The 19,539-nt window shown below is 63.5% G+C and carries 16 protein-coding genes; 8 read left to right on the top strand and 8 right to left on the bottom strand.

Translation table 11 applies throughout. The features are described from left to right. Nucleotides 1–65: 65 nt before the first annotated feature. Nucleotides 66–3,110 carry an autotransporter domain-containing protein gene (locus tag RND78_RS01935; protein ID WP_409457008.1) on the bottom strand — a complete coding sequence of 1,015 codons (3,045 nt, stop codon included), beginning with the start codon at nucleotides 3,108–3,110 and terminating at the stop codon, nucleotides 66–68. A gap of 325 nt (nucleotides 3,111–3,435) precedes the next feature. Between RND78_RS01935 and RND78_RS01930 the strand changes: the two genes are divergently transcribed. The 3 genes from RND78_RS01930 to RND78_RS01920 all read left to right on the top strand — a co-directional run bounded on the left by RND78_RS01930 (nucleotide 3,436) and on the right by RND78_RS01920 (nucleotide 7,186). Continuing rightward, a complete protein-coding gene (locus RND78_RS01930) occupies nucleotides 3,436–3,852 on the top strand; it encodes an NUDIX domain-containing protein (RefSeq protein ID WP_312725585.1) in 417 nt (138 codons plus the stop codon). Between the two features lie 199 nt (nucleotides 3,853–4,051). Next, nucleotides 4,052–4,861, top strand: coding sequence for a restriction endonuclease (locus RND78_RS01925; RefSeq protein WP_312725584.1), 810 nt, complete (start codon nucleotides 4,052–4,054; stop codon nucleotides 4,859–4,861). A gap of 309 nt (nucleotides 4,862–5,170) precedes the next feature. Beyond that, nucleotides 5,171–7,186, top strand: coding sequence for a U32 family peptidase (locus RND78_RS01920; RefSeq protein ID WP_312725583.1), 2,016 nt, complete (start codon nucleotides 5,171–5,173; stop codon nucleotides 7,184–7,186). Nucleotides 7,187–7,235: 49 nt separating this feature from the next. Here RND78_RS01920 and RND78_RS01915 read toward each other — a convergent pair whose 3' ends face one another. The 4 genes from RND78_RS01915 to RND78_RS01900 form a co-directional block, all read right to left on the bottom strand. Beyond that, entirely contained in the window at nucleotides 7,236–8,033 is a 798-nt protein-coding gene (locus tag RND78_RS01915) for a LuxR C-terminal-related transcriptional regulator (protein ID WP_312725581.1), read from the bottom strand. 223 nt (nucleotides 8,034–8,256) lie between these two features. Next, a complete protein-coding gene (locus RND78_RS01910) occupies nucleotides 8,257–9,504 on the bottom strand; it encodes a D-arabinono-1,4-lactone oxidase (protein WP_312725579.1) in 1,248 nt (415 codons plus the stop codon). Nucleotides 9,505–9,606: 102 nt separating this feature from the next. Further along, nucleotides 9,607–11,013, bottom strand: coding sequence for a cytosine permease (locus tag RND78_RS01905; protein WP_312725577.1), 1,407 nt, complete (start codon nucleotides 11,011–11,013; stop codon nucleotides 9,607–9,609). Nucleotides 11,014–11,134: 121 nt separating this feature from the next. After that, the gene (locus RND78_RS01900) at nucleotides 11,135–11,899 is read right to left on the bottom strand and encodes an SDR family NAD(P)-dependent oxidoreductase (RefSeq protein ID WP_312725576.1); all 765 of its coding nucleotides are present in this window, start codon (nucleotides 11,897–11,899) and stop codon (nucleotides 11,135–11,137) included. Between the two features lie 442 nt (nucleotides 11,900–12,341). Between RND78_RS01900 and RND78_RS01895 the strand changes: the two genes are divergently transcribed. Continuing rightward, nucleotides 12,342–12,974, top strand: a complete 633-nt coding sequence (locus RND78_RS01895) for a pyridoxamine 5'-phosphate oxidase family protein (RefSeq protein WP_312725574.1) — start codon at nucleotides 12,342–12,344, stop codon at nucleotides 12,972–12,974. 64 nt (nucleotides 12,975–13,038) lie between these two features. After that, the gene (locus tag RND78_RS01890; protein ID WP_312725572.1) at nucleotides 13,039–13,602 is read left to right on the top strand and encodes a DUF1993 domain-containing protein; all 564 of its coding nucleotides are present in this window, start codon (nucleotides 13,039–13,041) and stop codon (nucleotides 13,600–13,602) included. Nucleotides 13,603–13,749: 147 nt separating this feature from the next. On the opposite strand, the gene RND78_RS01885 is transcribed toward RND78_RS01890, so the two are convergent. Next, nucleotides 13,750–14,346, bottom strand: a complete 597-nt coding sequence (locus RND78_RS01885; protein WP_312725571.1) for an NUDIX domain-containing protein — start codon at nucleotides 14,344–14,346, stop codon at nucleotides 13,750–13,752. A 106-nt stretch (nucleotides 14,347–14,452) separates the two neighbouring features. Between RND78_RS01885 and RND78_RS01880 the strand changes: the two genes are divergently transcribed. Together RND78_RS01880 and RND78_RS01875 are read left to right on the top strand one after the other, a co-directional pair. Continuing rightward, complete coding sequence (locus RND78_RS01880) at nucleotides 14,453–15,205, top strand: DeoR/GlpR family DNA-binding transcription regulator (protein ID WP_312725570.1); 753 nt, start codon at nucleotides 14,453–14,455, stop codon at nucleotides 15,203–15,205. A 169-nt stretch (nucleotides 15,206–15,374) separates the two neighbouring features. After that, entirely contained in the window at nucleotides 15,375–15,857 is a 483-nt protein-coding gene (locus RND78_RS01875) for a hypothetical protein (protein ID WP_312725569.1), read from the top strand. Between the two features lie 24 nt (nucleotides 15,858–15,881). On the opposite strand, the gene RND78_RS01870 is transcribed toward RND78_RS01875, so the two are convergent. Beyond that, on the bottom strand, nucleotides 15,882–16,493 hold the full coding sequence (locus RND78_RS01870) for an NIPSNAP family protein (protein WP_312725567.1): 612 nt from the start codon (nucleotides 16,491–16,493) through the stop codon (nucleotides 15,882–15,884). Nucleotides 16,494–16,564: 71 nt separating this feature from the next. Continuing rightward, on the bottom strand, nucleotides 16,565–17,926 hold the full coding sequence (locus RND78_RS01865; RefSeq protein ID WP_312725565.1) for an MmgE/PrpD family protein: 1,362 nt from the start codon (nucleotides 17,924–17,926) through the stop codon (nucleotides 16,565–16,567). A gap of 216 nt (nucleotides 17,927–18,142) precedes the next feature. On the opposite strand from RND78_RS01865, the gene RND78_RS01860 reads away from it, so the two are divergent. Beyond that, on the top strand, nucleotides 18,143–19,063 hold the full coding sequence (locus tag RND78_RS01860) for a LysR family transcriptional regulator (protein WP_312725563.1): 921 nt from the start codon (nucleotides 18,143–18,145) through the stop codon (nucleotides 19,061–19,063). The last annotated feature ends 476 nt before the right edge of the window (nucleotides 19,064–19,539 follow it).

Raw genomic sequence — 19,539 nt, 5'->3', positions numbered from 1 at the left:
GGGCTGGCCTTCCAGGCCATTCTCAACGCGGTTTGGCCGACGCGCAGCAGATTTTGAACAGGCTCTTAGAAACGCCAGCTCAGGCGGGCGTTAAGGTCCTGGTCCTTGCTGCGACCGCTCAGTTGGCCGTCGTAGCCCAGACCCAGCGACACCGTATCGGTCAGCGCCATGTCCAGCGCGCCCTGTACTACCGCCGCTTCCCGCGCGATGGGCGCGCCCACCAGCTTGAAGTCCGGTCCGCCGGCGAAGGCCGCCTGGTGCTCGGGGGTGGTGTCGCCGAAGGCATGCCGCCAGCCCAGGGTGGCACTGGGGATCACCTTCCAGTCACCCAGCGGCTTGCTCGCCAGGCGCAGGCCGAGGGTGCTGAAGGCCACGTCGGTGTTCTGCCGGGGATTGTCCAGGTCCAACGCCCCGCTACGCTCGTGGAAGCCATCGGTCTGCAGGTGCACATGGGCCAGGTTGGCGAAGGGCTCAAGGTTCAGGCTGCCCGCGTCGATCCGATAGGCCAGTTCGCCGAAGGCCTGGGTGGTGCCGGCGTCGTAGTCGGGCGCCAGGTGCTGATTGCTGCCGAGGATCGTGAGATCGCGGCGCGCCTCCACCGAATGCCAGCTATGGGCCAGGCCGAACTTGAGGCTCAGCGCATCCCATTGATTGCCGGCGTAGAGACCCAGGTGGTAGTCGGTGCTGGTGGCCGAGCCCGACTCGTCACGCAGGTCGAGATCGCTGTGGCCGAAGCCCACCAGGCCACCGACGCGCCAGCCGCTGTCCAGCGGGAGGTCGGCGCCGATCAGCAAGCCATGGCTGTGGCTGTCCAGGCTGCTGGCGTCATGGCTGCCATCGTTGCGGCCCCAGGCGCCGAGGGCCTGGGTCCAGACCAGGCCGCGCTCGGGGCTGCCAGCCAGGCCCTGGATGCCGGAACTGGACGGTGCTTCGTCCTGGGCGTCGTGCAGGCGCTCGGCCATGGCGTTGCGCACCAGGCGGCTGTCTTCCACCAGCGCGGTCTTGGTCGAGGCATGCAGTTCGTTGCCCAGGCTCTGGAAGGTGCTGCGGGCACCGGCGGCGTTGGTCGCGGCCACCTGGTTCCACAGCGCATTGCCGGCACCGGCGCTATCCAGACCTGCCGCGGCGGCGCGAGCGTTGCGGCCGTCGGCCAGGTCGGCGAAGGCCACGCCATTGCGCGGCAGGCTCAGGGTCGCCTGGTTGGCGCCGTAGCTCAGGGTCGGCGTGAGGAAGGCGAAGTCGGACTGGACCTGCCCGAAGCTGCCGCTCAGGCCGTTGCCCGCGCTCAGCAGTTGATAGCTGCCCAGCGGCTGCCAGTAGGGACTGGATACCAGCGCCAGGGTGGCGCCATTGACCGCGATGTTGCCGGTGGCGACCAGGCGGTCGGCACGGCCGGTGGCATCGGTCTCGACCTGATAGATCGAGCCCTGGTCGAGGATCGCGTTACCGTTGACGTTGAGCTGGCCCACCGAGTTGCCGGGCGCGAGGATACCGCCCTGGGCCACGCGCAGGCTGCCGAGGCTGCCGTTGCCGCCGAGGGTGGCACCCGAGTTGATGGTGACCGCCGAGTTGCCCAGGTTGCCGTTGATGGCCAGGCGGCCTTGGTCGACGCTGGTGCTGCCGGAGAAATCGCTGTTGCCGGTCAGACTCAGGGAGCCGACCCCGGCCTTAACCAGGCTGCCGCTGCCGTGCAGGTTGTTGGCCAGGCTGTCGTTGACCGACTGGTCCAGCACCAGGGTGGCGTTGTCGGTGATGTCGCCGCTGCCGAAGGCCTGGGCATAGCCGCGCAGGGTACCGCCGTTGATCACCGTCCCGCCGCTGTAGGTGTTGAAGCCGCTGAGGATGAGTTCGCCACTGCCGTTCTTGGTCAGGCTGCCGCTGCCACCGATGTCGTTGCGCCAGGCGTCACGCGCGTTGAAGCCACCTTGACTGGCATCCATGGTGACGCTGACGCTGCCGTTGAAGGCCGCGTAGCCATCGGCCGCGGCCATCAGGTTGAGGCGACCATAGCCGTTGGATTCGTCGATGACCACATAGCCGGAGGACAGCTCGGTACTGGCCAGCACATCGCGACGCTGGCTGGCGCTCAGGTAGGGGAAGCGCGTCTCCAGCAACACCTCGGCATTGACCGGCACCACCGGTGCCAGGTTGGTCGGACCGACGGGGGCGAAGCCGTAGGTCATGCGGGCGGTATACAGCGCCTTGTCCTGGGCGTGCTGGGACTGCCGGTCGGTGGCCGGATCGATCTTGTCCATGCAGTTGTTGATGTCGCCGCCGCACTGCTGGGCGAAATAGGCCTGGGCCTGGGCGAAGGCATCGCGGCGCAGCTGGGCATTGTTGACCAGGTTGTCGATGGCGAAATAGGTAGCGGTGATGCGGCCGCCGATCACGTCCAGCGGCGAATGCATGCCGGCGACGATACGGTTGTTGCCCAGCTCGGAGGCGCGGAAGAGTTCCTCGCCCAGGCGCTGGGGCACGGCGTAGCCGAAGCCCATGGCGGCCAGGTAGGCGGCGTTGGTGTGGCCGCTGGGAAAGCCACCGTCGCTCTGCGGCGTGGTGCTGAGCGCTGGACGCAACGACAGCGGCACGATGTCCACGCTGGCCTGCCGCCAGGGCCGCGGATACTGGTAGGCGTTCTTGGCCGGGGTGGTGGAGGCGTCGTTGCGGATCGCCTGGACCAACTGCACCACCTTGCCCAGCTGCGAGTTGGCGTCGCCGGCACCGTTGCCGTTGTCGTTGTACTTGGTGGTCTGGGTGGAGGCGTCGAACACCGGGATGGTGGTGAAGGCACCCGAGCCGGCCAGGTAGGCATTGGCCAGGGAGCCCAGGCCGCTGATCAGGCTGTAGCTCTGGTCGCGGCGATCGTCGTAATAGGCCGCTATTTCCTGGGCCTGGGTGCGGGTCTTCGACAGGTCGACCACGTACTGGATATTGCGCTGCAGGATGGGCGCCCCCAGCGCGGTAGGCGTGCCGGTGTTCCAGGTCGCGCCTGGCGTCCAGAGCTTGTTGTAGCCGGACAGTAGATCGACGCCATTGATGGCGTTGTTGCCCGAGCGGCTGGCGGCCTGCACCGACAACGCCAACAGCGATGCCGTGAACACGGCCGTGATTACCGCGGGTTTATTGCCTGAACGTTTCACCGACGCTTCCCCTTAGCTAGGTAGATACAACTTGTTACACGTTGCTACAGGGCGGCGAAGCTAGAGCGGTTGTGTGACGTTATGAGGTCGGTTGGATTGCACTTTCCGTAGCGCGAGGACTGGCTGCGGATGCGGGCACTGCTGGCGGCCCCAGGGCGACCAAATTCGCGGCACCGGAAACGCCCCCGCAGCAACCTTGCACCGGAAGGGAAGGTACACTGGCGATCCGCGTTGCCGGTCCCTCGCCCCCGTGACGCTGCGCCCCAAGCCCGCTATCCGACCCAAGAGTGCCAAAGTGACGACCGTCATCCACATCGCCGCCGCCCTCCTCCTGAATGAGCACCGGCAATTGCTGCTGGTGCGCAAGCGCGGCACCACCGCCTTCATGCAACCGGGAGGGAAGATAGATCGTGGTGAGCAACCGTTGGATGCCCTGGTACGGGAGCTGCACGAAGAATTGGGGCTGGTCGTGGCACAGGAGGCGGCGACCTTCCTAGGCCACTACCAGGCGCCGGCCGCCAACGAGCCGGGCTGCACCGTCGATTGCGCGCTCTATCGGGTCGAGATGCAGCCAGGAGATCGGGCAATTGTGGCGGCTGAGATCGAAGAGGCGTTGTGGGTTTCGGTCGCTGAGGCGGGCGCCATGGAGTTGGCGCCGCTGACGCGGGAGGTGGTATTGCCGTTGGTAGAGGAGTACTTCCTCTATAAATAGTTCTGTGGCCTGACAAGCGTCCAATGTGGTAAAGATCAAAGACCCACCACTCCGACACTCCAGTATGCAGTGCCAGAATTGTCTCTTGCAGCCACCAAATAAAGAGCTAGCAAGTCAACCAAAACTTTTCACCTCTCGCCTGGCTTAATTTTCAGCACACCGGCATCATTAAAAAATCCCTCAAACAGAATCGAAACGCATGAAAAAAAGTTTAGCTTGGTACAAATTCCAAGAAGAAATAAAAGAACATTTTATATCTATTGGAGCCGACGCCAAAACCAACATCACAATCCAAGGAATCAGAACATCTCATGACATTGATGTTTATGTTAAGAACAAATTCCTTGGGGAAAACATGATCTGGCTAGTCGAGGCAAAATACTGGAAGAGCAAAGTAAGCAAATCTCATGTCCTCGCATTTAGATCTATTATAGAAGACATTGGAGCAGACCGGGGATTTTTGGTTTCAAGCTCTGGATTCCAACGAGGAGCCATAGAAGCAGCTAAAAATACAAATGTAAAGCTGAAGAGCCTCTCAGAGATGAAAGCAGAAACAAGAGAATTCGTTGAAATCGAGGTAATAAAGACATACAAAAAAAGACTAAGACTAATTGAAGAGCGCTACTGGTCACACTCGAAAAGCACTCGGATTAAATATGGCCTACGCACTGACATACTGGACTATTCGCTAAGCTTTATTGGACAGCAAATGCTAGTAATAGCTCGGGACGCTTTAATGTCTGCAGAGCATCGAGAGTATCCGATAGACCTTGAAACCCATCTGAAAGAGCAGCAAGGAGATTCAAAAGCACATAACTTTCAACAGCTATGCAACTGGCTCAACTTAAACCTGAATCACTTTGAAGAAAAACTACTTACCGCCGAGTGGGAGATGTACAAAAATGGCGAATATCAACCTGACACCATCAGGACGCCTGACAGCGAACAGACTACCACTGAGAGGATGGCAAATATGTTCCGCCTTGGCCGTAAAAACTTAATAGATTAGCATGCCCCATAAAACCACTACCCTTCCAGCATGACCAAGCCATCAAATCCCCATACAAAATGAGAAACATATAATCCACCCAAGAAAAGCCGTAAAAAACAATAACCCGCATTCACAGGAGCATCGTCATGAACTGCAGCCCTAATAAAACCCTGCATAACAATACTTTTATGTACCCTATTGTATACCTAGACAACATCTAGCCCCTATCCGCAGCGTTTAACCACCCAGCCCCCACACGTGCCCTCCTCCCCCTCCCCCGCTACAATACCCATCTTGCCGTACCACGCCTGATCGAGAAGAACCGCCATGTCCCTGCCTAAGCACCATCTGGAATTGCTCAGCCCTGCCCGCGATGTCGGGATCGCGCGGGAAGCCATCCTGCATGGGGCGGATGCCGTCTACATCGGCGGGCCGAGCTTCGGGGCGCGGCATAACGCCTGCAACGAGGTCAGCGAGATCGCCGAGCTGGTAACCTTCGCTCGCCGCTACCATGCGCGGGTGTTCACCACGCTCAACACCATCCTGCATGACGACGAGCTGGAGCCGGCGCGCAGGCTGATCCATCAGCTGTACGACGCCGGCGTGGATGCGCTGATCGTGCAGGACCTGGGCGTGCTGGAGCTGGATATCCCGCCGATCGAGCTGCACGCCAGTACCCAGACCGACATCCGTACCCTGGGCCGGGCCAAGTTTCTCGACCAGGCCGGCTTTTCCCAGCTGGTGCTGGCCCGCGAGCTGAACCTCAAGGAGATCGCGGCCATTGCCGCGGAAACCGAGGCGGCCATCGAATTCTTCATCCATGGCGCCCTCTGCGTGGCCTTCTCCGGCCAGTGCAACATCTCCCATGCCCAGACCGGTCGTAGCGCCAACCGTGGCGACTGCTCCCAGGCCTGCCGCCTGCCCTACACCCTCAAGGACGAAAAAGGCGGGGTGATCGCCTACGAGAAGCACCTGCTGTCGATGAAGGACAACAACCAGAGCGCCAACCTGCGCGCCCTGGTCGAGGCTGGGGTGCGCTCCTTCAAGATCGAGGGGCGCTACAAGGACATGGGGTATGTGAAGAACATCACCGCCTACTACCGCCAGCTGCTCGACGAGATCCTTGAAGACCGCACCGACCTGGCCCGCGCGTCCAGCGGGCGCACCGCGCATTTCTTCGTGCCCGATCCGGACAAGACCTTTCACCGCGGCAGCACCGACTACTTCGTCACCGAGCGCAAGGTGGACATCGGCGCCTTCGACTCGCCGACCTTCACCGGGTTGCCGGTGGGTCAGGTGGAGAAGGTCAACAAGCGCGACTTCATCGCCGTCACCGAGGAACCGCTGTCCAACGGCGACGGCCTCAATGTGCTGGTCAAGCGCGAGGTGGTGGGCTTCCGCGCCAATGTCGCCGAGCTCAAAGGTGAATTCGAGGAAGACGGCGCGAAGCGCTACCGCTATCGCGTCGAGCCCAACGAGATGCCCGAGGGGCTGTTCCGCCTGCGGCCGAACCATCCGCTGTCGCGCAACCTAGACCACAACTGGCAGCAGGCCCTGCTCAAGACCAGCGCCGAGCGGCGTATCGGGGTGCGCTGGCAGGCCGAGCTGCGCGAAGAGCGCCTGCGACTGACCGCCATCAGCGAGGAAGGCGTGAGCGTCGCCGTTGCCCTGGACGGTCCCTTCGGTGTGGCCAACAAGCCGGAGCAGGCCCTGGAAGGTCTGCGCGATCTGCTGACCCAGCTGGGCACCACCGAATACCACGCCCTGGACGTGACCCTGGACGCACCCCAGGCCTTCTTCGTGCCCAATTCGCAACTCAAGGCGCTGCGTCGCGAGGCCATCGAACAGCTGACCGCCGCCCGCGTCGCTGCTCATCCGCGTGGCCGCCGCAAGGCCGAGACCAATCCGCCGCCGGTGTATCCCGAGTCGCACATGTCGTTCCTCTACAACGTCTACAACCAGAAGGCGCGTGACTTCTACCATCGCCACGGCGTGCAATTGATCGACGCCGCCTACGAAGCCCACGAAGAACTGGGCGAGGTGCCGGTGATGATCACCAAGCACTGCCTGCGCTTCTCCTTCAACCTCTGCCCCAAGCAGGCCAAGGGCGTCACCGGCGTGCGCACCAAGGTCGCACCCATGCAGCTGGTGCATGGCGACGAGGTGCTGACCCTGAAGTTCGACTGCAAGCCCTGCGAGATGCACGTGGTGGGCAAGATGAAGGGCCATATCCTCGACCTGCCGCTACCGGGCAGCCAGGCTGCGGCCAAGGCGCTCGCCAGCATCAGCCCGGAAGACCTGCTCAAGACCATCCGCAACAAGCCGACCGGCTATAGCCACTGACAGCCGGAGTGCCTTCGTCTGTCTATCGCGGAGGCGATGACAGGCGGGCCTAGCGCCCGGCCTGGGCGATGTAGCCGATGAACAGCCGGAACAGCTCGGCATGGCTGGAAATCTCCAGCCGCTGGTAGAGGTTGTGCTTGTGCACCTTCACCGTGCCTTCGGAGATGCCGAGCCGGCGCGCGATGGAAGCGTTGCTGTGGCCTTGCAGCAGCAACTTGGCGATATAGCGCTGGGCCTCGGTCAGCTGTCCCAAGGCGCCAACGAAGGCGCTTTCCAGCTGGCTGTCCACGCCTGCGGACTCCAGCTGGCGCGGCAAGTGGCGACCGTGCTGCTCCAGGGCGGCGCTGACCAGGGGCGTCAACCGGTCCAGGTAGGCGACCTCGTGTTCGTCGAAGGCCCCATGCTCCTGCGCCTTCATCAGGCTGAACACCAGGGCGGTGCGCGCCTGCAGATGGACGATGTAGCCGATCTCGTCGATCTGGGTGCCATGGGTGGACGAGACGCAGGGGTGCAGGTCGGGTGAGATGGCGAAGCCGGACGAGAAGAAACTGTCCGGGGCCAGCTCGCTCATGCGCCACAGGCCGCCGGGATGGCGGTTCATGCTGGCGACGTAGAAGGGATCGAGCAGGTAGCCGCCGCGGCTGTAGGCGTCCAGGGTGCGGGCAGCGACCTGCCCCCGATAGCCATCGTGCAGCAGCTCGGCGGGCTGATCGAAGCGGAAGAGGTAAAGGCAGCTCATGTCGAAGCTGACCTGATCGCTCAGCAGGCTACACAGGGACGGCCCCAGGGCGGCGCTGCCGACGGCGGCGATCAGCCGGGCCACGGCATCGACGTCTTGCGTATTCATCACGGCACTCCATGTGCGAGAGCGCCTGGGGGAAGTGCGCTCTCGTGCCGCTCACGGGGACTCGCGCAGAGTCGAGTCCTGGCGAGCAGGCTTGGCTAGAGCCCTGCAACATACCAAAAGCATGCAAGCCCAGCCGTCTCTGAACATGGCCTCCACCGATCCTCCTGCGTACTGGAAACGGCAGGGCCCCTCCTCCTGGTGCGGCTGGAGAGGCACGAGTTCGTCAGTCGAACAGGGCCCGCAGGTGGTCGTTCAGGAAGTAGCCGTGCGGGTCTATCTCACGACGCAGTTGGCGAAAGGCCTCGGCCTTGGGAAACCAACGATCCACGTCGTCGCGCTGGGTGAAATGCAGCTTGCCCCAGTGCGGACGCGAGCCGTACTGCCGCAGGATGGCATCGACGTCCTTGAGGAACGGCCAGTAGTCCACGCCATTAGGGCCGCCGGAACAGGAGATGGTGACGCTGTCCTGCTCGTGGAAGGGGCTGATCCAGGCGGGATCACCCCGGGTGAAGCGATACTCGACGGGATAGAGGCAGTCGGGATGCTTGGTGAGCACCAGGTCGCGGATCTCCCGTAGCGCCTGTTTGCCGAATTGCGCCGGGACGGCATATTCGAGTTCATGGAAGTTGGCCACGTAGTGGATGGCGAACACGTCCGAGCTGTAGGCGATCTTCTCGTGCTCGCCTTCGTAGCAGGTGCGCTCGTCGGTCATGTCCATGACCTTGACTTCACAGACGTCGAAATCCTTGCGGCTGCGCGAGACCTTCGTGGTATCCGGCAGGCAGTACAGGTGGCGACTTGCCGCGGTGGGACACCAGAAGAAGCTGAAATGGCGATGGGTGGCCGCCAGTTCGTCATGACGCTCCATCAGCGACTCGAAGTCCTCGCGCCACACCCGATCATGCAGCCAGTAGGCGTCGCTCACCTGCAGCGTCATCTCCGAGATGACCCCGAACAGCCCGATGTTCACCTGGGTCGCATGGAGCAGATCCCGGTTCTCCGTATCGGACACCTCCATCACCGAGCCATCGGAGCGCACGATCTTCATGCCGACCACCTGCGACGAGAGATTGCCCAGTGTCGTACCCGTGCCATGGGTGCCGGTGGCGAGCGCTCCGGCGATGGCCTGGGAGTCGATGTCGCCCTGGTTGGTCAGCGAATAGCCCGCTTCCTTCAGGAAGCGCGTGAGGGCATTGAGCGTGGTGCCAGCCTTGACCGAGACCCGCTTGCGTCGCTCGTCGACGCCGGTGATCCCCTGGTAGTCCTGCAAAGACAGCAGCAGGCCGCTGGTCGCCACCACCGGGGTGAAGGAATGCCCCGATCCGGCGCAGCGGACGGACTTGCCCTGGCGGGTCGCCGCCTGGACCAGTGCCGAGATTTCCTCTGCGCTCCTGGGCGAGGCCAGGTGGGCCGCCATGAACGACTGATTGCCCACCCAGTTGCGCCAGTGCCCGCCGCGTGGAAGCTCCATCTGTGTTCTCCTCGACTCGCAGAACGGAATGACCGTTATCGACTATCCACCGAAGGCAATCCAGCGTGCGCCGAGAGCTGGCGCGCGCTGGCTTCGACGTGTTCAGGCACGTTCGAGATGAGTGACGGAATTGGCGAGTGGCTGGACGCTTTCGAAGGGCGTCAGGTGCAGTTGCTTGTGCCGATTGGCGAGGTAGTACAGCACTCCGGGCACGACCAGGGCGGGTAGCCAGGAGATATCCGTGCCGACCAGGGCGGCGATCGGTCCCTTGTAGAACGACAGCTCCATGAAGGGAATCTGCACCACCACGGCGAAGGCGTAGATCGACAGGGTGTTCCAGTTCACCTTGCCGTAGATGCCGTTGACGTCGTACATGGCCGCCACGCTGTAGCGCCCCTTGCGAATCCAGTAGTAGTCCGCGAGGTTGATGGCGCTCCAGGGCACCAGCACATAGACCTGGCCGATCAGGATGTCGCTGAAGTAGGCGCTGAAGTTGTATTGGGCGGCGATGGCGATCCAGGTCACGATGGCGGCGACGATGGCCATGATGACGAACTTGGTCGGCAGGCTGATCCGCACCTTGCCGTTGAAGCCGGTGAAGATAGTGGTGGTGGACATGTAGGAGCTGTACAGATTCATCACGTTCCATTCCAGCACCCCGACGATGATCACGCCGTACACCAGCGTCTCGTAGCCCGGGAAGAGCCTGGCGATGGCGCTGCCGGGATCGGTGGTCACGTCCATGGCGGAAGCCGCCATGAGGGCGCCGAGCAGCATCAGCAGCGTCGAGCCGACCACGATGCCCAGGTAGCTGTACCAGAAGGTCGAGCGCGTGGAGATGCTGCTGGGCAGATAGCGTGAGTAGTCGGCGACGTAGGGGCCGAAGCCCAGCGTCCAGGAGGCGGCCTGGGTCACCACCAGGCAGAAGACGGCGAACTTGAAGGTGCTCGCCGAGACGTCCCAGGCTCCGGCCGGCAAGCCGTGCTGCAGGACGGCATAGGCCGCCAGCGCGAAGACGAGGCTGGAGAGCGCACTCATCCAGGCGCCGATGCGATGGATCAGCTCGTAGCCCACGAAACCGACGACCAGGGTGAGCACGCCGAACAGAATGATGGCGTGGTTATCCGAAACCGGCACCACCGCCTTGATCGAATCGCGCATCACCACGCCGTTGGCCGCGGTGAAGAGGATGTAGGCCAGCACCACGATGGCCAGCGGCACGCCGGCGCCGATCACCCCGAACTGCGCCCGGCTCTGGATCATCTGCGGAATGCCCAGGTGCGGCCCCTGGGCGGAATGCGCCGCCATGAACACGGAGCCGATCAGGTTGCCCAGGATCAGCCCGATGAAGGTCCAGCCCAGGTTCAGCCCGGCCACCACCCCCAAGGCCCCGATGACCAGGGTGGTGACCTGCATGTTGGCGCTGCACCAGATGGTGAAGAGCCGTTTGGGCGATCCATAACGCTCGTGCTCGGGAATGAACTCGACGCTGCGATTCTCGATTTCCATGTGTTGCTCCTTCTCGCCAAGGTGTTCTAGGTTTTTTGGTTGGCAGTGTCAGGTGCTGGGGAGCCGCGCCTTGTTATGAGCGGGTGCGCGGGCTCGCTGCGGTCGGCGTCCGAACGGATGCTCAGGCCGCGGTATAGGCGTTATCGACGAACAGATGGGTACCGTTGACGAAGCTGGAATCGTCGCTGGCCAGGAACAGCGCGGCCGCCGCCACTTCCGCTGGATCGCACAGGCGCCCCTGCATCCCCGCCAGGGTCGCGTCGGACACCTCGGTACCATGCTCGCGCAACAGGTCGAGTTCACGGCGACCATGGGCGGTACCGATGAAGCCGGGACAGATGGCGTTGCTGCGGATGTTGCGGTCACGAAACTCCACCGACAGGGCCCGGGCGAACATGTGGCAGGCCCCCTTGGTGGTGCAATAGAGCACCTCCATCGGCGTGCCGACCACCCCGGAGATCGAAGAGGTGCAGATCACACTGCCACCGCCGGCAGCGATCATGCCCGGCAGGACCGCACGCGACACCAGGAACATGCTCTTGACGTTGATCGCCATCAAGCGGTCCCAGTCGTCCTCCCCCGTTTCCAGGAAGGGGCCCACATGGATGGTGCCGGCATGGTTCATCAGCACGGTGATCGCACCGAAGCGCTGCTCCACCTGGGTGACGGCGACCTGTACCTGGTCGGCCTTGGAAACGTCGGCGGCGATGAAACAGGCGCTGCCCCCTGCGCTGCGGATACGCTCGGCCACAGCCGCGCCGTCGCTACTCGGCAGATCGAGAATGGCGACCTTGGCACCTTCGCGAGCGAACAGTTCGGACGTGGAGAGGCCGCAGCCTCCTGCGCCACCCGTGATCAAAGCGACTTTTCCTGCAAGACGTCCCATGAGTGCTTTCCCGCTAGTCCAAGGCTGAGCCAATGCAGCAGACGCTAGGGGCAGTCATCGGGAGCGTCCATATGCCGGGGGATATACGCCCGACCAACCTGCTGATCCAAAAGGAAATATTTATGAAATCGGACGTTGGGCAGGGATGGCTGGTGATCGATCCGAGCGACGGATCTTGGCCTTCTTGCTGCTCGCGACCCTCAAGGCGGCGCTCTCTGGACTACTGGCGCCCCTGGCTCGTCATTCCATCCGTCGGCCAGCTGTCCAGCGCGCAATGAACCGGGTCGGGGGTTCGCTGATGATAGGGTCGGGCGTCTTGGCTGCGGGTCGGCGCCGCTCCGCCTGAGGTAACCTTTTGGGCTGCGTGCCACGCGGGACCCAGGTCTTCGCCGGCCAAGGCAGGCCCTGACGCGCAGCCCTTCCATCGGTCACGGAGAAACACATGGAGCAGGACCACGACAAGCAGGACTACCTCACCACGCCCGAGGCGCTGGAAAGCCTGTATGGGTCGGTCGCCACGCCCTCGGTGCTCAAGGAAGTCGATCACATCCATCCGGTCTACCGACCCTTCATCGAGGCTGCGTCCTTCGTGATCCTGGCCTCCGCGGGGCCGCAAGGGCTGGATGCGTCGCCGCGCGGCGACGCGCCGGGCTTCGTCCAGGTCCACGACAGCAAGACGCTGCACCTGCCCGACCGCCGCGGCAACAACCGCCTGGATACGCTCCGCAATGTCCTTCAGGACCCGCGGGTGGCCCTGCTCTTCATCATTCCCGGTATCGGCGAGACATTGCGCATCTCGGGTACTGCCCGGATCTCGGTCGATCCGGCTCTGCTGGCCCGGTTCGAAGTCGCCGGGCAGCGTCCAAGGACCGTGCTGGAGGTCACCGTCAGCCGCGTTTACTTCCAGTGCAGCCGGGCGGTCATCCGGGCGGGACTGTGGGATGCCTCGAGGCACCTGGCGCGTAGCGCGCTCCCGACTCCCGGCCAGATCTTCAAGCATCTCTGTCCGGCAGCGGTAGATGGCGAGGCGTACGACCAGGCCTTGCCGCAACGTCTCGCCAATACGCTTTACTAGCGGGGCCTGCCCATTCAAATCCACCTGCAGACGCCCCTAGGCCTCCGCCAGCAAGGACCTCACCATGACCCTCACGGATATCCTCGTCCCTACCTACACGAACATGCTGGGAGCCTTGTCGGCCTGGCTCACCAAGGCCGAGACCCAGCGTACCGACGGCGCGGCCGAGGCGCTGCTGGTGGCGCGCCTGGCACCCGACATGTTCCCCCTCGCTACCCAGGTCCGCTTTGCCTGCGTCCAGGCCCAGGAAGGGGTGTTCCGTCTGCAGGGCCAGGCCTTTCCCGCCGCCTTGACCACGCTGCTCAACGAGGGCCGCCATGCCGCCGAGCAGCCCGGCACGCTCGCCCAGGCCCAGGCCAGGATCGGCGAAACGCTCGAAGTGGTACGGACCCTGGCGGCCGCAGGATCGCCTGTCGCGGAAGGAACACCCCTTACCCATGAGCTGCCGCAGGGTATGGTGTTCGACTTCTCGGCGGAGCAGTACGTGCGCGACTGGGCGCTGCCGCAGTTCTACTTCCACCTGATGACGGCCTACTCCATCCTGCGAGCGCAAGGCGTGGAGCTGGGCAAGGCCGACTATGTCGCCCAGGTGCTGCCTTTCCTGCGCAAGGGTGGGACAGCCGAATAGGGACAGGTCGGTTTCGAACCAGTTGGTGTGTTCACTACCCTGCGAGCAGCATGAACGACCGGCACCCCCGCGCTGCGATCGCGCACCTCCGACTGAGCGCCGAATCCACGCAGACCAGGCGTCAAGTAAGGCGCCGAGTGTCGTGGATCAGCGCGCAGCGAAGCGCGGCAGCAGCTTCAAGGCCGCGTACTGCAACAGCATGATGGTCTTGCCGTCGCGAATAGCTCCGGATTCGATCATGGCGAGAGCCTCATCCACATCGAGTTCGAGTACGGCGATGTCTTCGCCTTCCTCGATGTTGCCACCCCCGGCGGCTTTCCGATCTGCCGGCGCATATTCACCGACGAAGAAGTGCAATCGCTCCGTCACCGAGCCAGGACTCATGAAGGCGTCGAACACCTGCCGGACCTCGCGCACCTGGAAACCCGTTTCTTCCTCGACCTCGGCACGGATGCGCGCCTCCGGCTCGGCCGCATCCAACAGGCCCGCCGGAGCCTCTATCAGCAGGTCGTCGTGACCGTTGACGAAGGCGGGATAGCGCAGTTGCCGGGTGAGGACCACCGTGCGCCGCTGGGGATCGTAGAGCAGGATGGTGGCGCCATTGCCGCGGTCGTAGGTCTCCCTCGACTGCCGCTGCCAGCTGCCGTCGCTGCGCAGGAAGGCGAAGGTGGTCTTCTTCAGGACGAACCAGTCGTCCGAGAGAATGGTTACCTCTTCGACACGGATGCGGGGGGCAATGCTCATGCTGGGTCCTCGTGAGCGAGCGGCGACGTTTACCGCCTTCTGGGTTCAGGCGTAGAATTCGTGCAATTTCATGCAACGTCAAGAATTTTCGTGCAAGGACTCCAGCATGCTCACACGTGAACGCAAGGCACTCATCCTGCAGGTGCTGCGCCAGGAAGGACGGCTGGTTGCCAAGACGTTCAGTCAGCGCCTGGGGCTATCGGAGGACACGATCCGCCGCGATCTGCGCGAGCTGGCGGCCGAAGGGCTGTTGCAACGCGTCCATGGCGGGGCCTTGCCGGCTTCCGCCGCGGTGGCGGATTTCGCCAAGCGCGAAGAGGCCTCCGCGGCCAGCAAGGTGCTGCTCGGTCGTGCCGGTGCCCGGCTGATCCAGCCAGGGCAGATCGTCTTTATCGATGGCGGCACGACCAATGTCCAACTCGCCCGGCAGCTGCCGCAGGATCTCGCGATCACCGTCGTGACCCATAGTCCGAGCATCGCCGTGGAACTGGTACGCCATCCGCTGATCAGCGTCGAAATCATCGGAGGCAGGTTGTTCAAGCATTCCATCGTCGCCCTGGGCGCAGCCTGTGCCGAGGCCATTGCCCGGGTGAGCGTCGATAGCTATTTCATGGGCGTGACCGGCCTACATCCGGATACCGGAGCGACCACCGGCAACGCCGAAGAGGCCGCGATCAAGCGAATCATCAGTCGCCAGGCGGCAGAGACCATCGTCCTGGCTACCCGCGAGAAGATCGGCGCCGCCTCACCCTATGGGATCATTCCGCTCGCCGACATCGGCACCCTGGTGACAGACGCGGCGCCCGGCGATGAGTTACTCGAACCGCTGCGTGCTGAGCGTTCCGTGATCCACGCCTGATGCCTGCGCTTTACCCCAGCTCACGAACATGGCGACTGGCCGGCGCCGAAACAGCCTCCCGCGACCGGCCCGGCCGGTTGCGGTGACTGCTCCGAAAAGCTTCGCACAGCGGATCGACCACCTGGCCCCCCCGCTACCCTGCGCCGTCATGCGCTCTGGGTGCAGCCCGGTGGCAGCCAGGACGTCCCCGCCGCACGGGCGCCCGGGCGCGGTCCGGAGCACCGCCCTGCGCGACTACGTCGCCCAAGGCGGTCGCTATCTGGAACTGGGCCTGGGCGCCTACCTGGCCGATGCGGACAACCTCGGTTTGATCCCCGAGGAGCTGGACTTGGAAGGGGGCCGACCCGGCTTTCCCGTCACCACCATCGACGACAGTGTGGTCGCCGTTCGCTGGACAGGTCGCCACGACCACGTCTTCTACCCTGGCGGTCCCCATCCGCCGCCCGGTCGCGCGCCTGGCTTTCACGCGCTGGCGACCTACGCCAATGGCGACATCGCCGCGGCACGCTACGCCTTCGGCCTGGGGATGGTGGCCCTCAGCGGACCGCACCCGGAAGCCGATACGACGTGGTTCGAACAGGCCGGTATCCCGCCGGAAAGACGGCCCCAGACCGCCCTCTTCCGCACCCTCATCGATGCGACCCTGCGCTGAGACCGGCCACGTCGCGGCTCTTGGTCAACGCATGGGCGACTGCTCACCGGCCAGGGCGATCATGGACATCGCCCGGTCGATCTGCTCGGGAGCGCCCTTGGGCGGCCACAGCCCTGCCGCATAGTGCTCCGCCCGCAAATCGAAGCGCTGCTGAATGGACTCGAACCCCCAGATGTGGGTGATGCGCGGCGGTCCGTCGAGGGCGATCATATTGATCACCAGATGCTCGGTGTAGGCCTTGGCCGGCGCCAACGCAGCCCGCCACGCGGCGAGCGTGGGCGGCAGGCCACCGGGTTTCAGCCAGTAGGTGCGGAATTCGTAGAGACCGCCATAGGCACGGGGTTCGATGTCCGGCAGGAAGTCGAACCCCTGGTAGCTCTCCTGTTGCACGGACCGCACCAGGCCAGCGCCGTTGAAGGGATTGGCGCTCTGGTTGTAGCGTTGGCGCTCCGCGGCCAACGCCTCGTAAGAGGCGAAGCTCCGCAGGATCAGGACGGCACCGAGTTCACCGATTTCGGAATGCCAGAGGCCCAGGATGCGCCCGCCGCTCGCGCCCGCCATCCAGGTCGTGGCGGCGGCCGAGATCCTGGACAGCTCCAGCAGTGGACCGGACAGTTTGGTCAGCTCATAGAGCATGGCGATGTCTCCTCGTACGAACCAGGGCTCGACCCTGGCATGGCGTCATGGCGTAACCTAGCGGTACTCCTTTAGACGGGACTGCGCCTGGCGGCCCGGGCGATCTGGCTCGCATCCGCCAGTTGCTCCACCTTCCAACAGGCGTCCATGAGCGCCTGGGTCTGCGGCCTGGGCAGGATGCCGTCGGCCAGATCGCTGAACTTGGCCTCCAGTTGCTCGTCGGTCATGGGTACTTCGACGCTGCCGATGGCGTGTTGGATGTACTGGTGAAGCTGGCGACCGTCGTTCAATACGATGGTCATGTCCACCTGCTGTGGCTTGATCTCAGGGTCGACGGTGGCTATTACCCTAGACCTCAGGGCAACCACCGCAGGATCCTGGACGGCCTGATCGCTGTATTGGCGCTCTCCCGCCGCGCCCTGGATCAGGGCGATGGCGACGGAATGGTAGATGCTGAACTTGCCCTCCAGCCCGGTCTGCGGGGTCTGCTTGCCGGTCAGCTCCAGCACCAGTGGATGGACGCGCAAGCGGACTTCCGCGATCTGCTCGGGTGTGAGCTGATACCTGTTGCGCAACTGGATGGCCGCATCCAACGCCGGATGGATGACGATGCCGCAGGCGAACGGCTTGTAGGTATTGAGTGCCGCTTCGTAGCGAGTGCCCAGGCCCTCGGTGATCTCGGCGAAGTCCTGCTTGGTGCTGATGGTATGCGCCCAACCGCGCTTCGCTTCGAGCATTCCCGGCGAACTGGTGAAGTCCTGGGCGGCCAATAGCGCGGCGAAGAGGCCGTTGCTGGCGGCCCGGCCAGGATTGAAGCTCTTGTTCATGGAGCCGAAGGATTCGCGCAGGCCAACCGGCTGCGACGCGGCCAAGCCCAACGCCCAGACCATCTGCTGCTCGCTCAGGCCCAGCAACTTACCCGCGGCAGCCGCCGCACCGAAGACGCCGGCCGTACCGGTGATGTGCCAACCCACGTCGTAGTGATTCGGATAGACCGCATTGCCGATGCGGCACTCGGTCTCGACACCCAGTACCAGCGCATTCAGAAACTCCCGCCCTGCCACCGGCCGGTACTCGGACAGCGCCAGAATGGCCGATACCACCGGCCCGGCAGGATGGATGATGGTCTTCAGGTGGGTGTCGTCATAATCGAAGATATGGCTGGCCACCCCATTGAGAAAGGCGGCATTCATGATGTCCAGCCGCTCGGTCCGCCCCAGCAGGCTGGCCTGTTCGGGGCCCGAGAAGGGCTCGAGTGCGCGGAGCGCACGCGTGACCGTCTCATGCTGCGAGCCACCGACGGCGACGCCCACCCAGTTGAGCAGGGTGCGTACGCCTTCCTTGCGCACGGCCGGCGGCAGATCCTCGTAGCGTGCCTCGACGAGATAGCTGGCCAGGATGCGGGTGGTGCCTTTGCTCTCTGCCGACGTCATGGTTGCCTTACCTGCGGCGCTGACCGCGGTTGCCCCTACCCAGCGCGGTGATGCGGCAGCTGCCGAAGCGAGAGCGCCAATTTTCAGCAGACTGCGGCGGTTCATGGGAATCATGCAAAGCTCCGAATTGTTGATCTTGAAGGGAGAAATGCGCGCCCATGGAGCATGGACCACTAGACGGCTAAACTTAACTGCATTTATCGGATGGCCTCATGCATGAAAAACATGAATGTCGAGATGGGCGATCTACGCGCCTTCGTTGCAGTGGCCGATCTCGGTAGCTTCGCTGCCGCCGCCCGGGAGTTGTACCTGTCTCAGCCGGCCCTTTCCCGACGCATCCTCAAGCTGGAAAACAGCCTCGGCGTGCGGCTACTCAACCGGACCACGAGGCGCATCGAACTCAGTGCCCCCGGTCGCGCCTTTCTGGGGCGCGCGCGCCAGGTACTGAACGACTTCGACGAATCCCTGCTCGACGTGACCGACGCCGTCAATCGGCTGACCGGAGAGGTCACCCTCGCCTGCGTACCCACGGTGATCAACCACCTGCCAGAGGTGCTCAAGCAGTATCAGCGGCAGTATCCAGGCATCCTGGTGCGCGTGCTGGACGAAGGGGCCAGCGATGTACTGACTCGGGTGACCCGTGGCGAAGCGGATTTCGGGATCAACTACCTGGGGGCGCAGGAAGGCAATCTCGTGTTCGAGCCCCTGCACGAGGATGACTTCGTGCTGGTCTGTCTCAAGAGTCACCCCTTGGCCACCCGCGCATCGGTGCGCTGGGCGGAATTGGGTAGCCATGACTACATCGCGGTCAACAAGGCCAGCGGTAATCGCATGCTGCTGGATCTGGCCCTGGCCAGGATTCCTGATCTACCCAAGCCGGTCCTGGAAGCGCGGCATGTAAGGACCGTCATCGATCTGGTGGCAGCCGGCCTGGGTGTCGCCACGGTGCCGCGTCTGGCCATTCCGGCCAGCGCGCTCGATGCCTACCTCGTGGCCGTGCCTTTGCGCGAGCCTGCGATCACCCGCTCGCTAGGCCTTATCACTCGGCATGGCCAGCTCCTCAGCCCTGCCGCGCAGCGCCTGTGCGACCTGCTCAGGCAACGGGGTTTGGATACCGAGCGCCTTTCCGCCCAATGAGGTAGCGATCATAGGCGTCGAGATCGAAGTAACGGCGCTGATGTTTCAACGATGCTCATCGAACGTGTGCAGACACCGCTAGCGAGAAGATCCTAATTATTCAATCAGCAGCAACTTTCCGGATGTAATTGGCAGCGAATTCGTCTCTGTCACTTCGGTCTTTCGTATCGGATCTAGCCAGGATAGAGCGCTCTAGCACGGCCATTCAGCGCCGGTTCGTCGCGGCATCAACGGATCTGCCCTCCAGGGAACTTCATCCGCAACTCGGTCGAAGCCTAGCTATAGCGACAGCCGTCCCTGCTTCATGCGCTGTTCAGTAGCGCTCAATATCACAGGATATGAATCGACAGCTTCCCCTGGGCGATCAAGCCGACTTCCCCGCCTGAAGGCCCCGCCCTCCCTGACTTTCAGGGATGAGGCCAGCGCACACCCGGCAAGCCTTCTCGCGTCTCTGGCGGGTCTTCGCCGTACGCGCA

It is taken from the genome of Pseudomonas oryzihabitans (genome assembly GCF_032027545.1).
Lineage (GTDB): Bacteria > Pseudomonadota > Gammaproteobacteria > Pseudomonadales > Pseudomonadaceae > Chryseomonas > Chryseomonas oryzihabitans_F.
This window is presented reverse-complemented; position numbering and strand designations above follow the sequence as displayed.

Coding starts and splice junctions, on each gene's coding strand:
- RND78_RS01900 (WP_312725576.1), bottom strand. CDS start 11,899: ATGGGACGTCTTGCAGGAAAAGTCGCTTTGATCACGGGTGGCGCAGGA.
- RND78_RS01880 (WP_312725570.1), top strand. CDS start 14,453: ATGCTCACACGTGAACGCAAGGCACTCATCCTGCAGGTGCTGCGCCAG.
- RND78_RS01925 (WP_312725584.1), top strand. CDS start 4,052: ATGAAAAAAAGTTTAGCTTGGTACAAATTCCAAGAAGAAATAAAAGAA.
- RND78_RS01905 (WP_312725577.1), bottom strand. CDS start 11,013: ATGGAAATCGAGAATCGCAGCGTCGAGTTCATTCCCGAGCACGAGCGT.
- RND78_RS01920 (WP_312725583.1), top strand. CDS start 5,171: ATGTCCCTGCCTAAGCACCATCTGGAATTGCTCAGCCCTGCCCGCGAT.
- RND78_RS01915 (WP_312725581.1), bottom strand. CDS start 8,033: ATGAATACGCAAGACGTCGATGCCGTGGCCCGGCTGATCGCCGCCGTC.
- RND78_RS01910 (WP_312725579.1), bottom strand. CDS start 9,504: ATGGAGCTTCCACGCGGCGGGCACTGGCGCAACTGGGTGGGCAATCAG.
- RND78_RS01890 (WP_312725572.1), top strand. CDS start 13,039: ATGACCCTCACGGATATCCTCGTCCCTACCTACACGAACATGCTGGGA.
- RND78_RS01870 (WP_312725567.1), bottom strand. CDS start 16,493: ATGCTCTATGAGCTGACCAAACTGTCCGGTCCACTGCTGGAGCTGTCC.
- RND78_RS01865 (WP_312725565.1), bottom strand. CDS start 17,926: ATGACGTCGGCAGAGAGCAAAGGCACCACCCGCATCCTGGCCAGCTAT.
- RND78_RS01885 (WP_312725571.1), bottom strand. CDS start 14,346: ATGAGCATTGCCCCCCGCATCCGTGTCGAAGAGGTAACCATTCTCTCG.
- RND78_RS01895 (WP_312725574.1), top strand. CDS start 12,342: ATGGAGCAGGACCACGACAAGCAGGACTACCTCACCACGCCCGAGGCG.
- RND78_RS01860 (WP_312725563.1), top strand. CDS start 18,143: ATGAAAAACATGAATGTCGAGATGGGCGATCTACGCGCCTTCGTTGCA.